Source organism: Rugamonas sp. (assembly GCF_025354735.1).
In the GTDB taxonomy this organism is placed as follows: Bacteria; Pseudomonadota; Gammaproteobacteria; order Burkholderiales; family Burkholderiaceae_D; genus Rugamonas.
Map to the genome: position 1 here is coordinate 1 of NZ_JANXMI010000150.1, position 13,485 is coordinate 13,485.

A 13,485-nucleotide genomic window follows, 5' to 3' on the forward strand; every position below is an offset into this window, starting at 1 on the left:
CGCCGCGGCCATCGCGGCCGCCAGCGTGGCGGCCGCCGGCGCGCCGTCCCCGGGCATCAGTGGCGCCAGCGGCACCGCCACCAATGCCGCCAGCGCCTCCGCCGTCAGCTTCGGCGCCGAGCTGGCCCAGGCCCGCAGCGATGCCGCCGCATCGGTCAGCACGCCCGCCGTGGGCAGCGCCGCCCCTTCCGCCGCCGGCATTGCCGCTGCGGCAGCGGGCAAGGCCGCCAACGCCCAGGCCGGCAACAGCGATGGCGCCAATCCTGGCAATTCAGGCAACTCCGCCAACGCGGCCGCCAGCGACACCAGTCCCGGCAACGGCGTCGGCAACACCGTCGCCACGGCCGCCGCGCCGGCCACCGTCAAGGACGAATCGTCCGCCCAGCCGGCACGCGCCGCCGCGTCCGCCACCGTCACGGGCAACAACAATGTCGGCGCCGGCTACAGCGCGCCGGCGCCGGCGGCCGCCAGCGACAGCGTCAAGCTGAGCGGCGCGCCGGCGCAGTGGCAGCAGCCGCTGCGCGACGCGCTGGGCGACCGCCTCCAGCTGCAATTGCAGCGCAACGACAACTCGGCCACGATCCGCCTCGATCCGCCCGACATGGGCCGCATCGACATCACGATCCGCCACGCCGACGGCGCCTTGCAGGTGAACCTGTCGGCCAGCAACAGCGAGGTGCTGCGCCAGCTCAACACCATCGGCGACAGCGTGCGCCAGGACTTGTCGCAACGCCAGTTCAGCGACGTCGCCGTGACCGTCAGCGCCACGCCGCGCGGCGGGCAATCGTTCGCCGACGGCGGCGGCCGCGGCAACCAGCAAGGCCGTCCGCAAGGCCAGGCTCCGGGACGCGCGCTGTCGGACGACGAGCAGCCCTCCTCCACCTTTGCCATGACGACCGAGCGGGAGTAGCGCGTAGATGAAGAATATGAAACTGGTCATTATCCTGGTGGCGGTGGCCGTCATCGGCGCCGGCATCGCCGGCGGCGCGGTGTGGTATCTGTCCAAGGGCGCGGCGCCGAGTCCGGCGGCGGCGGCCGAGGCCAAGAAGAAGGCGGAGGAAAAAGAGGCGGCGGCCCATCCGCACAAGTATCTGACGGTGGACAAGGTGATTATCATGCTGCGGCGCGAGCCGGGCGACAACCAGACCCACTATATGTCGGCCGACCTAGTGGTGACCACCGACGAGGCCAAGGAAAAGGAAGCGAAGGAACATTTGCCGCTGCTGCGCAGCATCGCCGTCAAGACCCTGTCGTCGCTGCCGCTGGCGCAGGCGCAGTCGATGACGATAGACCAGTATGCGGAGACCTTGAACAAGGCGTTCACGGCCGACTATGTGGCCGAAAAGCGCGAAAAACCGTTTTCCGCGGTGATGATTGGCAAACTCATCATTGAGTAGCGCATCATGGAACAGCGCGGCACGAGCAACCGCGACAACCGAGCAACCCCGTGGGGCAGGCATGGCATACCTAGAGGATTATGTGGACGTTTATGCCGAAAGTTATCGCGAGGCGGCTGAGGCGCCGCCCGCGCACGGCGGCGCCGGCGAGCAAAAACACTTGCTGGCCTATGCGCCGCTGGTCAAACGCATCGTGCGCCAGCTCAATTCCCAGATCGCCGGCGCGATCGACCGCGATGACATGGAACAGATCGGTCTGATGGGGCTGCTTGAAGCGCTGCGCCGCTACGGCGAGCCGGACGCCGCCTTCGGCAGCTATGCCAGCCTGCGCGTGCGCGGCGCCATCCTCGACGAGCTGCGGCGCCAGGACTGGCGCCCGCGCGCCGTGCGCCAGCAAAGCCACAAGCTGCGCGACGCCGTGCGCGGCCTGACGCGCCGCCTGGGCCGCGAGCCGAGCGAGCAGGACATCATCGAGGGACTGGGCTTGACGCCGGCCGCCTACCAGGAATACCAGCTCGACGAGAACGCCGAGCTGATCGCCAGCTTCGACGAAGCCTTGCAGGACGCCGTCGGCGGCGACAGCGCGCCCAGCCCGGAAGAGTTGCTGATGGTGCGGCGCAGCCTGGAGCAGGCGCTGCGCGGCCTCGACGAGCGCGAACAGCGCGTGGTGCAAATGTATTATGAATTCGAACTGAGCTACAAGGAGATCGCGGCCGTGCTGGACTTGACCGACGCCCGGGTCTGCCAGCTGAACAAGGCGGCGCTGGGCAAGATGCGGGCCGTGCTGCAAGCCTAGGCGCCGTCCCCGACGCATCAACGCAACAGCGGCAACAGCAGCAACAGCGGCACCCGAAACAATGACGCAGAAAGGCGCAATATCATGCAGCAAATCATAGGCATACTCATCGTCCTGGGCAGTATCTTCGGCGGCTTCGCGCTCGAGGGCGGCGCGTTTTCGCAAATCTGGCAGCCGGTCGAGCTGATCGTCATCGCCGGCGCCGGCATCGGCGCCCTGGTGCTGGGCAACCCCACCCACGTGCTCAAGGAACTCTTCACGCAGGTCAAGAAGATCGTGATCCGCAAAAAGTACGACTCCGAGTTCCAGCGCCAGTTGCTGTTGCTGATGTATGAACTGCTGCAACTGGCGGCCGGCGGCCTGAAGGCGCTGGACGCCCACGTCGAGGCGCCCAAGGACAGCCCGCTGTTCCAGCGCTATCCGCGCGTGCTGGAAGAACCGAAGTTGCTGGCCTTCATAGTCGACAACTTCCGCCTGATGGCGATGGGCAAGATCAACGCCCACGAACTGGAAGGCGTGCTCGAGCAGGAACTGGCCGCCATCCACGAGGAACTGGAACAACCGGCCAAGTCGCTGGGCAAGATCGGCGAGGCGATGCCGGGCTTCGGCATTCTGGCGGCCGTGCTCGGCATCGTCATCACCATGAGCACCGTCAGCGAAGGCGCGACCTCGGGCGAGATCGCCGAACACGTCGGCGGCGCCATGGTCGGCACCTTCATCGGCATCTTCTTTTGCTACGGCATCATCGACCCCATCTGCAATATGATGAAGCAGCTGGTCAACCAGGAAGCGTCGAACAAGGAATGCGTCAAGGTGGTGCTGGTCACGCACGTGGCCGGCAAGCCGCCTTTGCTGGCGATCGACTCCGGCCGCCGCCTGGTGCCGCTCAACATCAAGCCGAGCTTCGCCCAGCTCGAACGGTGGATCAACGACCTCGAGGGCCGCGACAGCGAGCCGGAAGAAGCGTCGCGCCGCGGAGGAAGCCGTGCTAAAGCCGCATGAAGCCAAGGGCGGCGGCCACGAACAAACCATCGTCAAACGGGGCGGCGGCAAGCACAAGCACGAGGATCACGGCGGCGCGTGGAAAGTCGCGTTCGCCGACTTTTGCCTGGCGCTGATGTGCTTGTTCCTGGTGCTGTGGCTGATGGCCGCGCGCAACACGGAAAGCCTGCAACAGATCTTGACGGAAGCGGACGGCGCCAAGACCGACCAGGGCAAGGGCGTCATGCCGGAACAGGTGGGCGGCCCGCGCGGCAGCCTGATCGAGCGCTTCCCCATGCCGCACAACGCCAACGCCGACACGCCGGGCAAGGAAAAGTCGACCGGCTCGCCGGCCTCGTCGCTCGCGCCGACCGAGGAAACCAAGGTCAGCTACGACACCCCGGGCGACTTGCAGGCCCTGTCGCGCGCGCTGTCGGCCATGAGCGCCGAGTTCGGCCTGGCCAGCAACCTGGAATCCGTCATCACACCCTACGGCCTGCGCGTGATGATGCACGACACCGACCACCAGGGCATGTTCGTGCGCGGCAGCGCCGTGCCGACCGACCGTTTCCGCTCCCTGCTGCGCAAGATGGGGCCGCTGTTCGCGCGCATGACCAACCAGATGCTCGTGGTCGGCCACACCGATGCGCTGCAATATGCCGACACCAGTTATTCGGCGTATTCGAACTGGACGCTGTCGAGCAACCGCGCCATGTCGTCGCGGGCCCAGCTGCTGGCCGGCGGCATGGCGCCCGACAGCGTGCTGCAAGTGGTCGGCATGGCCGACCGCGCGCCGCTCGACGCCAAGAACGCCGACGCCGGCGTCAACCGCCGCATCGAATTATTGATTTTGACGACGGCCCAGGCCAGAATCGTGGCGTCGATGTTCGGCATGCCCGACGTCACCTCCAAGCTGACCGAGGACGTCGACACCGCCCTGCCCGACGCCTCGCTGCTGGAAAAGCTGCGGGCCCGGCTGGTGCCGACGACCTCGCTCGATAAACGGCATCAGAAATGAAGACGGCCAGCCACCGCGCCCGCCGGCGCCCTGCGGGTTGATATGGACACCAAGACGACTAGAGGTAGCAGAATGAGAATCACGACAGCCATCCCGGACGGCGCCGCCGTCCAGCGCAGCGCCGAGGCCGCGCCGCCCGACAGCGCCGCGGAAGCGTCCGCCGCCCCGGCCGCCCAGCCCGCCCCGGCGCCGCTGCAATCGGCCGTGCTGCAGCCGGCCATGCAAGCCTTGCGCGCCATGCCCGAGGTCGACCTGGAGCGCGTGGCCCAGTTGCGCGACGCACTGGCCAAGGGCGAAATCCCCTTCGATCCGGCCAAGCTCGCCGGCCTGATCCAGCGCTTCCACGCGAGCGAACAGTGACGGCAGCGACGGCCGCCGCGGCGCCGACCCGGCAAGACGCCATGCGCGCGCTATTGCAGGGCGTGGCGGCCGACCTCGTGGCCTATCGCGGCTTGCTAGCCTTGCTGGAACGGCAATTCCAGGGCGCCGTGCGCCATCAAAGCGCGCTGCTCGGCGAACTGGCCGCCACCATGCTGGCCGAGGTCGAGGCCATGGAAGGCCGGCGGCGCCAGCGTGTGTCCCTGGTACAACAGTTGCTGGGCCCGGCGGGCACGATGATGCAGGCATTTGCCTTGCTGAAAAGCGCGGCCCGCGAGAGAATGGAAGCAGACTGGATTGCGCTCGAACAACTCGTGCTCGAATGCAAGCGTCTGGGCAAGCGCAATAGCGACTTGCTGGTCGATCAGTACACCATCATGCAGCGCGTGCTGCATGGCGAGGAGCAACTCTATGAGCCTGCTTGACCCGATACAGCCGACCGCGGCCACCGCGGCCACTGTTTCGAATATGCGCCTGAGCGGACCGGCGGCAGCGATGCCCTCCGCGTTCGGCCAAGGCGCGGGCGTGGCGTTCGCGTCGGCCTTCCGCCAGGTCCAGGGCGACGTCGCCGACTTCATCAGCCACGGCAGCACCGGCGCGTCGGTCAGCGGCGTCGACACCTCCTCTGCGCAAGCGCTCAGCGTGCAGGCCCAGGCACTGCGGGCGCGCCCCGCCCTCGCCGCCAGCGGCGCCGACAGCGACATCCAGCAACAATTCCTCGCCTCGATACAACCGTGGGCCGATGAAACGGGGCAAAAACTCGGCGTCTCGCCCGCCATCGTCGCGGCCCACGCGGCGCTCGAATCGGGCTGGGGCCAGCGGCCGCTGCGCGCGCCCGGCGGCGCCGACAGCAACAATCTGTTCGGCGTGAAAGCGGGCGGCCAGTGGCAGGGCGCGGTCGCGGCCGCCACGACGACGGAATACGCGCACGGCGCGGCGCTCAAAAAGACCGAGCAGTTCCGCGCCTATCCCGACACGGCCAGCGCCTTCCGCGACTATGCGGACATGCTCAGCAACAATCCGCGCTACCAGGCCGCGCTGCACACCGGCAACGACGCGCGCGCCTTCGCCGGCGCGCTGGCGCAAGGCGGTTATGCCACCGACCCGGCCTATGCCGACAAGCTGAGCCGGCTGGCCAGCAAGCTCCAGCAACAAGGCGCCGCCGCCAGCGCCGTCGCAACTCAGCCGGGGGATTGAGTGGACGCGGGCATATCGGCCGGTTCGACCAGGCCCGCGCCCTTGACCCGGGCCCGGATCACGGTGCCGCTGGCGTTGCGCACGCGCACGATGGCGTCGCGGGCGCCGTTGTCGAGCGCCTCGCCGGACATGCTCACTTCGATCTGTTCGCGGCGCGCCACGATGCGCACCATCTGGCCGCGCAACACCACTTCCGGCTGCGCCAGCACGCCCAGCCGCAACACGTCGCCGCCGCGCAGCGAGCGCCGGCCGCGCAGCCCGAGCGCGGCCTGCACATCGTTGACGCTGTCGCCGATGCCGGAAATGTCGTGGCGCTCGAGCGCCAGGTCGTCGGCCTCGAACACCTTGCCGGCCGGGATGTCCTGTGTCGTCACCACCACTTCGGCCGACACCAGCGCGCGCACGATGAATTCGTATTTCCAGCCGTCGGCGCCGGGGCAGACCGCCAGCATGCGCATCCGCGTCGGTTGCCGGGCGTCCGTGGTCTGCACCGTCACCGCCTGCGCGCACGCGGCCAGCGGCCGGCTGCCGTGGACCACGTTGACGTCGAACTTGGGCGCCAGCCAGCCGTGGGCGTCGGCGTCGCGCTGCAACTGGGCGGTGGCGGCATCCTGCACCAATTGCACCAGCTGGGCCGGCAAGGTCTCGGCGCCGGCCGAAAAAATAATAGTGCCAAATAGCAATATTCCCGTCAAACGGGCTACAATCACGTTGTTGAACATGGGCAAAACCCTTACACGAGTGCCGGGAGCGGCCGCAGCGCCTGATGCGCCGCCGGCCATTTTACATGCGGCGATGGCATTTGCCGCCGCGCAGTGCCGACTGGAGAACAATTATGGGCATTAATTTCGCACAGGAAGTCGCGGTCCATGGCGATGCGCTGCAACTGCGCACCGAACGGACCCGCATCCTGGCCTCGAACATCGCCAACGAAAACACGCCCGGCTACCAGGCCCAGGACATGGATTTCGCGGCCACCATGGCGGCCGCCACGGCCACCGCCGGCGGCGCGCTGGCGCCGGCCGGCGCCCAGGACACGCTGTACCGCGTGCCCTTCCACCCCAGTGGCGACGGCAACACGGTGGAAATCGGCGTCGAGCAGGCCGCCTTCGCGCAGAACGCCTCCGATTACCAGACCAGCCTGACCTTCCTCAGCATGCAGATCAAGGGCATCGCCAAGGCTATCAATGGGCAATAGTATCAATCAGCGCATCCCCACACGGCATCATCAACGCCACCGTCGGCCCATCGACACGGCAAGGACCACATCATGACCTTCAAGAGTATTTCCGAAATTGCGGGCTCGGCGATGGCGGCGCAGACCGTGCGCCTCAATACCATCGCCAGCAACCTGGCCAACGCCGATTCCGTGGCCGGCACCGAGGCCGCCACCTACCACGCGCGCAAGCCGGTGTTCGCCGCCGTGCTGCGCGACAACGCCGACGGCAAGAGCGGCGGCCAGGTCCAGGTGCTCGACGTGGTGCAGAGCACCGAGCCGCTGCGCAAGGCTTACGAGCCGGGCAATCCCATGGCCAACGCCGACGGCAACGTCTACTACCCCAACGTCAGCCAGGTGGCCGAAATGACCGACATGATGTCGGCCTCGCGCGCCTTTGAAACCAATGTCGAAGTGCTCGGCCGCGTCAATCAGATGCAACAGTCCCTCCTCAAACTCGGTGAAAGCTAGCCATGCAAACCAGCCTACTCAATAACAACGATTCGAGCTCCGCCACCGATACCAGCCAGAGCATCATCGGCAACACGCCGGCCGCGACCCAGGACATGTTCACCAAGCTGCTGGTGGCGCAGATCCAGAACCAGGACCCGCTGGAGCCGACCGATCCCAGCCAGTTCATCAACCAGCTGACCCAGTTGTCGCAGACGGAGTCGCTGCAAAACCTGTCGGCGCTGACCAGTTCCAACGCCAGCGTGCTGCAAAGCATGCAGGTGATCGCCCTGGGCGCCCAGGTCGGCTCCGACGTGATGGCCTCCTCGACCTCGGTCACGCTGGGCGGCGACAAGGTCAGCGGCAGCTTCACGCTGGCCAACAGTAGCAGCAAGACCACGCTGGCGCTGACCGGCACCGACGGCGTCGAGCACGACGTCAGCTTCGGCGCGGTGGCGCCGGGCACGGTGCCCTTCACGCTGGACCCGGCCGCGCTGGGCTTGGCGCCCGGCACCTACACCATGGCGCTGCAAACGAGCAGCAGTGAAAAGCCGGGCATCGACATCGGCGGCCGCCTGCAAAGCGTGCGCCTGTCGGCCGCCGGCAGCGTCGTGCTGACCGTCTCCAACCTGGGCACGGTGTCGCCGTCGGCGATCACGGCCTTCAACGGCCAGCCGGCCGCCCAAGCTTCCAGCCTGTAACCCGTTTCCACTCCACGCCCCCCCCAGAAAGGCAGCCACCATGAGTTTCGATATCGCACTGTCCGGCATCCAGGCCATCGACCAGCAGCTCGACCAGATCAGTAACAACATCGCCAATGCCGGCACCTATGGCTTCAAGTCGACGCGCGACAACTTCTCCGCCCTGTACGCCAACGGCGCCCAGCCGAACGGCACCACCATCGGCTCGACCAGCCAGTCGATGAACGTGGCCGGCGGCCTCCTCAACACGGGCGACGGCTTGAACGCGGCCATCAACGGCGCCGGCTTCTTCGTCGTCAAGGACCAGACCGGCACGCTGAACTACACGCGCGTGGGCATCTTCACCACCAGCACCGACGGCTTCGTCACCGACGCCACCGGCCGCCACGTGCAGGGCAACGTCATCACGCCGCCGAGCACCGTGCTCGGCCCCGTGGGCGATTTGACGGTGCCGACCGGCCAGATTCCGGCCGTCGCCAGCACCAAGCTGACCTATGTGGCCAATCTGTCGGCCGACTGGACCCCACCGGCCAACACGTGGGTGGCGCCGACCCCGGCCAGCCCCGGCGTGGCCGCCGTCGATCCCGACGTGTCGACCTACAACTTCCCGAAAACCTCGACGCTGTACGATTCCCTGGGCGTGCAGCACACGCTGACCCAGTATTTCGTCAAGGACGCCACCCCCGGCACGCTCGGCGGCAGCGTCGACGTCCACTACGTGGTCGACGGCGCCGAAGTGGGCACGCCGCTGACCATGACCTTCGACGGCAACGGCCAGATTACCAATCCGGTCCCCGCCACGCCGGCGCCGGCGCTGAACATCACCGGCCTGGCCGACGGCGCCGCCGACATGACGATCAACTTCGACTACGCCGGCACCACCCAGTTCGCCGGCACCACCACCGTCTCCACCAACCAGGCCGACGGCTACGCCTCCGGCAACTTCAACAACATCCTGCTGTCGGACGACGGTTCCATCGTCGCCAAATACAGCAACGGCGCCAGCCAGACCATAGGCAAGCTGTCGGTCGCCACCTTCGCCAACCAGGGCGGCCTGACGGCGGTCGACAACACCAGCTGGATCGCCACCACGGCCTCGGGCGCGGCCAACCTCAGCAACGCCGGCGTCGGCCAGGCCGGCACGCTGACGACCAAGGCGCTGGAGCAATCGAACGTCGACATCACGTCCGAGCTGGTGGGGCTGATGACCTCGCAACGCAACTACCAGGCCAATTCCAAGGTGATCCAGACCGAAAGCACCATGCTGCAATCGCTGATGCAGGCGCTGCAATAACCCTCATTGATACGGATCCCAGACCATGGATGCATTGATCTACACCGCCATGAGCGGCGCCGAAACGGCGCTGCGCGGCCAGCAGGTCCACGCCAACAACCTGGCCAACCTGGACACGGGCGGCTTCCGCGCCAGCCTGGCGCTGTCCGGTTCGCAGGCGGTGGCGGCCGGCTCCGGCGTCGGCTATGACGACCGCCACATGTCGCAGCTGCAGGCGAACGCCGTGTCGGTGAAGGCGGGCGCGATGCGCTCGACCGGACGCGACCTCGACGTCGCCATCTCGGGCGCCGGCTTCATCGCCGTCGACGGCCCCGGCGGCGAAGCCTACAGCCGCGCCGGCGCCTTCAACGTCGACGCCGACGGCACGCTCAAGCTCAACGGCAACACCGTGCTCGGCGACGGCGGCCCCATCGTCGTGCCCATCAACGCCGCCATCCAGATCGGCGAAGACGGCACGGTGTCCATCCTCAGCCCCGGCTCGGCCACCACCGATATGCAGCCCATCGGCAAGATCAAGCTGGTCAAGGCCGAAGGGTCGGAACTGGCCAAGAACGACGCCGGCCTGCTCGTCACCCGCAACGGCCAGCCGCTGGCGGTCGACCCGACCGTCAAATTGCAGGCCGGCGCGCTCGAAGGCAGCAATGTCTCGGCGGTCGAGGAAATGGTCGCCACCATGAGCTTGAACCGCAGTTTCGAGGTGCAGATGAAAATGTTCACGACCAGCGACACGATGACGCAGGCGGCCAACAAACTCATCAGCGGTAATTAAGCGCGCCACCGCCTCGCAACATCAACGAACGATCACCGCCCACGGGCAAGCAGACAGGGGAACACCATGAATCCAGCGATGTGGATCAGCAAGACCGGGGTCCAGGCCCAGGACGAGAAATTACAGGCGATCGCCAACAATCTGGCCAACGCCCAGACCGTCGGCTTCAAGAAAGACCGCGTCGTCTTCGAGGATTTGTTTTACTCGGTCGAGCAGCAGCCGGGCACGCAAAGGGCCGACAACAACACGCTGTCGCCGACGGGCGTACAACTCGGCAACGGCACCCACATGGTCGGCACCCAGAAGGTGTTCAGCCAGGGCAGCACGCAAACGACCAACAACACCTATGACGTGGCGATCCAGGGCAACGGCTTCTTGCAGGTGCGCCAGCCCAACGGCGACCCCGCCTACACCCGCGCCGGCCAGCTCGGCGTCGACCCCAACGGCATCCTGATCAACGCCTCGGGCTTGCCGCTGGTGCCGCAGATCACCGTGCCGACCAACGCCACCGCGCTGACCATAGGCGAAAACGGGGTCGTCACGGCCACCATCCCCGGCAGCACGGCCGGCTCCGAACTGGGCCAGCTGACGCTGACGAGCTTCATCAATCCGACCGGCCTGCTGGCCCTGGGCGGCAATCTGTTCCAGGAAACGGCGGCCAGCGGCGCGCCGACCGAGGGCAAGCCCGGCGACGCCCAGTTCGGCACGCTCAAACAGGGCGCGCTGGAAGGCTCGAACGTGCAGGTGGTCGAGGAAATGGTCGACATGATCGCGGCCCAGCGCACCTATGAAATGAACACCAAGGTGCTGACGGCGGCCGACAATATGCTCGACTACCTGGCGCAGGCGGCGCGCTGACATGAGGTCGATGCCGTTCCCGCCGCGCCGGACCGCCGTGCCGGCAACGCTGCTGGCGCTGGCCCTGGCGCTGGAAGGTTGCGCCGCGCTGGCGCCGCCGCCGATCCGTCCCGGCCCCGTCAACGAACCGGTGCCGACGGCGCGCGGCGGCCCCCCGCGCGGCACTTCCGGCGGCGTGTTCAACGCCGACGGCCCGCTGTCGCTGACGTCGGACAGCCGCGCCTTCCGCGTCGGCGACGTGGTCACCGTGCTGTTGCAGGAAACCACACAGGCCAGCAAGCAGGCCGGCACCACGCTGAACAAGGGCTCCACCACGGCCATCACGCCGCCCAGCGTGCTCGGCAAGAGTTTCCCCAAGCTGGGCCTGAACCTGGCCGACACCAACACCTTCAACGGCGCCGCCACCAGCACCCAGCAAAACACCCTGACCGGCGCCATCACCGTCGTGGTGCAGGAAGTGCTGCCCAACGGCTTGCTGCGCGTGTCCGGCGAAAAGACGCTGGCGCTGAACCAGGGCGAGGAATTCGTGCGCCTGCGCGGCTATCTGCGCGCCGACGATATCGACACCTCGAACCAGGTGTCGTCGCTGCGCATCGCCAACGCCCAGATCGCCTATTCCGGCCAAGGCACGCTGGCCGATTCCAACACGCCGGGCTGGCTGACGCGCTTCTTCAACAGCCCCATCATGCCTTTCTAAGGTGAGCACCATGCCGATTCGCCGCCCGCCCCCCCGCCTCCACGCCGCCCTGCCGGCGCTGGGCGCCCTGCTGTCCGTTATGTTCTGCCTGCTGTGCCTGCCGCAGCGGGCCGGCGCCGCCCAGGTGTTGCGCAACCTCGTCAGCATAGAGGGCGTGCGCGACAATCCGCTGGTCGGCTACGGCCTGGTCGTCGGCCTGAACGGCAGCGGCGACTCGACCCAGGTCAAGTTCGCCAGCCAGTCCGTCATCAATATGCTCAAGCAGTTCGGCGTCAAAGTGCCCGACGGCACCGACTCGAAAAGCAAGAACGTGGCCACCGTCATGGTCAGCGCCGTCTTTCCGCCCGGCTACCGCAAGGGCCAGGCCATCGACGTCACAGTCTCTTCGATGGGCGACGCCAAAAGCTTGCGCGGCGGCGCCCTGCTGCTCACGCCGCTGCGCGCGGCCGACAATGAAGTCTATGCCCTGGCCCAGGGCAATGTCGTGGTCGGCGGCCTGAGCGCGTCCGGCAAGAGCGGCTCCTCGGTCACCGTCAACACGCCGACGGCGGGCCGGATCCCCAACGGCGCCTCGATCGAGCGCGAGATCGGCACCGACTTCTCGACCCGGCCCACGGTGCGCCTGTCGCTGCACCACCCGCACTTCCAGACCGCCACCAACATCGTCGACACCATCAACCGCAAGTTCGGCGACATCGCCACCACCACCGACGCCACCAGCATCGACATCGTCGCGCCCGACAACCCGACCCAGCGCGTGGCCTTCGTCGCCAAGCTCGAGGCGCTGTCCATCGACGTCGGCGACGACACGCCCAAAGTCATCTTCAACTCGCGCACCGGCACCGTCGTCATCGCCGACGGCTTGCGGGTGCGCGCCGCCGCCGTCACCCACGGCTCGCTCAAGGTGGTCATTTCGGAAAACTCCAAGGTCAGCCAGCCGAACGCGCTGGGCGGCGGCCAGACCGCCGTCACGCCGCAATCGACCGTCAGCGTCGACCAGGGTTCGGGCCAGATGTTCAAGTGGCCGGCCGGCGCCAAGCTGCAGGCCATCATCGACGTCGTCAACAGCCTGGGCGCCAGTCCCGACGACATCATGGCCATCTTGCAGGCGCTGGACCAGGCCGGCGCCATCGAAGGCGAACTGGTGGTCATTTAACCGAGGAAGCGCCATGACGACACTGAACCCCAACCTGAACCGCTACAAGGTGGCCGGCCAGATCGAGGCCGCGCCCCTGCCGGCCGACAACAGCAGCGATCCGGCCGATCCGCTGTACCGCGCGCGCGCCACCGAGGCCGCGCTCAAATTCGAAAGTTATTTCATCGGCGACATGCTGCACAAGATGCGCTCGGCCACGGCCGCGCTGGCCGACGCCAGCAGTCCCTTCAAAAATCCGGTCAACAACGACATGCTCGATTTGACCGACAACCTGGTGGCCGACCAGATGGCCAGCCACCGCTCCTTCGGCATCGCCGACGCCATTTTGCGCCAGCTGCTGCCGCCCGCCGCGGCCACCGCCCCGGCGACTTCGGCCACCGCGCCGGGCGCCGCGCACAATCCGGCGCCGCCGCTTAATAAACCGACATAAACCGTCGCCTTTTACAGTTAACGGATCAGTGGCTGTAGACAAGCAACCGGTCCTTCGGCTTAACCAAGAAAGACCCTTGCCATATGAGCATCTCCTACAATGCATTGACCGGCGCGCTGGCGGCCCAGGCGGCGCTGAACACGACCA

General features: G+C 67.2%; 18 protein-coding genes. 17 read left to right on the plus strand and 1 reads right to left on the minus strand.

What is annotated here, in order from left to right:
• The 8 genes from Q0S71_RS12540 to Q0S71_RS12575 form a co-directional block, all read left to right on the plus strand.
• Positions 1–910, plus strand: a 910-nt coding sequence (locus Q0S71_RS12540; RefSeq protein WP_295995821.1) for a flagellar hook-length control protein FliK, incomplete at its 5' end; no start/stop codon positions are given.
• 16 nt (positions 911–926) lie between these two features.
• Positions 927–1,397 (plus strand): flagellar basal body-associated protein FliL, encoded by a 471-nt coding sequence (fliL, locus tag Q0S71_RS12545; RefSeq protein ID WP_367185297.1) that lies wholly within the window; start codon positions 927–929, stop codon positions 1,395–1,397.
• Positions 1,398–1,458: 61 nt separating this feature from the next.
• On the plus strand, positions 1,459–2,193 hold the full coding sequence (locus tag Q0S71_RS12550; protein WP_295995827.1) for a FliA/WhiG family RNA polymerase sigma factor: 735 nt from the start codon (positions 1,459–1,461) through the stop codon (positions 2,191–2,193).
• An 84-nt stretch (positions 2,194–2,277) separates the two neighbouring features.
• On the plus strand, positions 2,278–3,195 hold the full coding sequence (gene motA, locus Q0S71_RS12555; protein ID WP_295995829.1) for a flagellar motor stator protein MotA: 918 nt from the start codon (positions 2,278–2,280) through the stop codon (positions 3,193–3,195).
• The gene (locus Q0S71_RS12560; protein ID WP_295995832.1) at positions 3,179–4,192 is read left to right on the plus strand and encodes a flagellar motor protein MotB; all 1,014 of its coding nucleotides are present in this window, start codon (positions 3,179–3,181) and stop codon (positions 4,190–4,192) included. Before motA ends, Q0S71_RS12560 begins: the two co-directional genes overlap by 17 nt.
• 72 nt (positions 4,193–4,264) lie before the next feature.
• A complete protein-coding gene (gene flgM / locus Q0S71_RS12565; protein WP_295995834.1) occupies positions 4,265–4,552 on the plus strand; it encodes a flagellar biosynthesis anti-sigma factor FlgM in 288 nt (95 codons plus the stop codon).
• Entirely contained in the window at positions 4,549–4,995 is a 447-nt protein-coding gene (locus Q0S71_RS12570; RefSeq protein WP_295995837.1) for a flagellar protein FlgN, read from the plus strand. Before flgM ends, Q0S71_RS12570 begins: the two co-directional genes overlap by 4 nt.
• A gap of 70 nt (positions 4,996–5,065) precedes the next feature.
• Complete coding sequence (locus Q0S71_RS12575) at positions 5,066–5,767, plus strand: glucosaminidase domain-containing protein (RefSeq protein ID WP_367185298.1); 702 nt, start codon at positions 5,066–5,068, stop codon at positions 5,765–5,767.
• Here the strand turns inward: Q0S71_RS12575 and flgA are convergent.
• Entirely contained in the window at positions 5,752–6,450 is a 699-nt protein-coding gene (gene flgA, locus Q0S71_RS12580) for a flagellar basal body P-ring formation chaperone FlgA (RefSeq protein ID WP_295995843.1), read from the minus strand. The two genes, Q0S71_RS12575 and flgA, sit on opposite strands and share 16 nt — an antisense overlap.
• 152 nt (positions 6,451–6,602) lie before the next feature.
• On the opposite strand from flgA, the gene flgB reads away from it, so the two are divergent.
• The 9 genes from flgB to Q0S71_RS12625 all read left to right on the plus strand — a co-directional run bounded on the left by flgB (position 6,603) and on the right by Q0S71_RS12625 (position 13,338).
• On the plus strand, positions 6,603–6,965 hold the full coding sequence (gene flgB, locus Q0S71_RS12585) for a flagellar basal body rod protein FlgB (protein ID WP_295995844.1): 363 nt from the start codon (positions 6,603–6,605) through the stop codon (positions 6,963–6,965).
• Positions 6,966–7,037: 72 nt separating this feature from the next.
• Positions 7,038–7,454: a flagellar basal body rod protein FlgC gene (gene flgC / locus Q0S71_RS12590; RefSeq protein WP_295995847.1), complete on the plus strand. Its 417-nt coding sequence runs from the start codon at positions 7,038–7,040 to the stop codon at positions 7,452–7,454.
• Between the two features lie 2 nt (positions 7,455–7,456).
• Positions 7,457–8,134, plus strand: coding sequence for a flagellar hook capping FlgD N-terminal domain-containing protein (locus tag Q0S71_RS12595; protein ID WP_295995850.1), 678 nt, complete (start codon positions 7,457–7,459; stop codon positions 8,132–8,134).
• Between the two features lie 40 nt (positions 8,135–8,174).
• Positions 8,175–9,428, plus strand: coding sequence for a flagellar hook protein FlgE (locus Q0S71_RS12600; protein ID WP_295995852.1), 1,254 nt, complete (start codon positions 8,175–8,177; stop codon positions 9,426–9,428).
• 25 nt (positions 9,429–9,453) lie between these two features.
• A complete protein-coding gene (locus tag Q0S71_RS12605; RefSeq protein ID WP_295995856.1) occupies positions 9,454–10,197 on the plus strand; it encodes a flagellar basal body rod protein FlgF in 744 nt (247 codons plus the stop codon).
• A 66-nt stretch (positions 10,198–10,263) separates the two neighbouring features.
• Positions 10,264–11,055, plus strand: a complete 792-nt coding sequence (gene flgG / locus Q0S71_RS12610) for a flagellar basal-body rod protein FlgG (protein ID WP_295995860.1) — start codon at positions 10,264–10,266, stop codon at positions 11,053–11,055.
• A gap of 1 nt (position 11,056) precedes the next feature.
• A complete protein-coding gene (gene flgH / locus Q0S71_RS12615) occupies positions 11,057–11,752 on the plus strand; it encodes a flagellar basal body L-ring protein FlgH (RefSeq protein ID WP_295995862.1) in 696 nt (231 codons plus the stop codon).
• Between the two features lie 79 nt (positions 11,753–11,831).
• Positions 11,832–12,908 (plus strand): flagellar basal body P-ring protein FlgI, encoded by a 1,077-nt coding sequence (locus tag Q0S71_RS12620; protein WP_295995868.1) that lies wholly within the window; start codon positions 11,832–11,834, stop codon positions 12,906–12,908.
• Positions 12,909–12,921: 13 nt separating this feature from the next.
• Positions 12,922–13,338: a rod-binding protein gene (locus tag Q0S71_RS12625; RefSeq protein ID WP_295995864.1), complete on the plus strand. Its 417-nt coding sequence runs from the start codon at positions 12,922–12,924 to the stop codon at positions 13,336–13,338.
• Positions 13,339–13,485 lie beyond the last annotated feature (147 nt).

Excerpts from the sequence above, each read along its gene's own strand:
- fliL (WP_367185297.1), top strand. The coding sequence starts at position 927 with ATGAAACTGGTCATTATCCTGGTGGCGGTGGCCGTCATCGGCGCCGGC.
- Q0S71_RS12550 (WP_295995827.1), top strand. The coding sequence starts at position 1,459 with ATGGCATACCTAGAGGATTATGTGGACGTTTATGCCGAAAGTTATCGC.
- motA (WP_295995829.1), top strand. The coding sequence starts at position 2,278 with ATGCAGCAAATCATAGGCATACTCATCGTCCTGGGCAGTATCTTCGGC.
- flgM (WP_295995834.1), top strand. The coding sequence starts at position 4,265 with ATGAGAATCACGACAGCCATCCCGGACGGCGCCGCCGTCCAGCGCAGC.
- Q0S71_RS12575 (WP_367185298.1), top strand. The coding sequence starts at position 5,066 with ATGCCCTCCGCGTTCGGCCAAGGCGCGGGCGTGGCGTTCGCGTCGGCC.
- flgB (WP_295995844.1), top strand. The coding sequence starts at position 6,603 with ATGGGCATTAATTTCGCACAGGAAGTCGCGGTCCATGGCGATGCGCTG.
- flgC (WP_295995847.1), top strand. The coding sequence starts at position 7,038 with ATGACCTTCAAGAGTATTTCCGAAATTGCGGGCTCGGCGATGGCGGCG.
- Q0S71_RS12595 (WP_295995850.1), top strand. The coding sequence starts at position 7,457 with ATGCAAACCAGCCTACTCAATAACAACGATTCGAGCTCCGCCACCGAT.
- Q0S71_RS12600 (WP_295995852.1), top strand. The coding sequence starts at position 8,175 with ATGAGTTTCGATATCGCACTGTCCGGCATCCAGGCCATCGACCAGCAG.
- Q0S71_RS12605 (WP_295995856.1), top strand. The coding sequence starts at position 9,454 with ATGGATGCATTGATCTACACCGCCATGAGCGGCGCCGAAACGGCGCTG.
- flgG (WP_295995860.1), top strand. The coding sequence starts at position 10,264 with ATGAATCCAGCGATGTGGATCAGCAAGACCGGGGTCCAGGCCCAGGAC.
- flgH (WP_295995862.1), top strand. The coding sequence starts at position 11,057 with ATGAGGTCGATGCCGTTCCCGCCGCGCCGGACCGCCGTGCCGGCAACG.
- Q0S71_RS12620 (WP_295995868.1), top strand. The coding sequence starts at position 11,832 with ATGTTCTGCCTGCTGTGCCTGCCGCAGCGGGCCGGCGCCGCCCAGGTG.
- Q0S71_RS12625 (WP_295995864.1), top strand. The coding sequence starts at position 12,922 with ATGACGACACTGAACCCCAACCTGAACCGCTACAAGGTGGCCGGCCAG.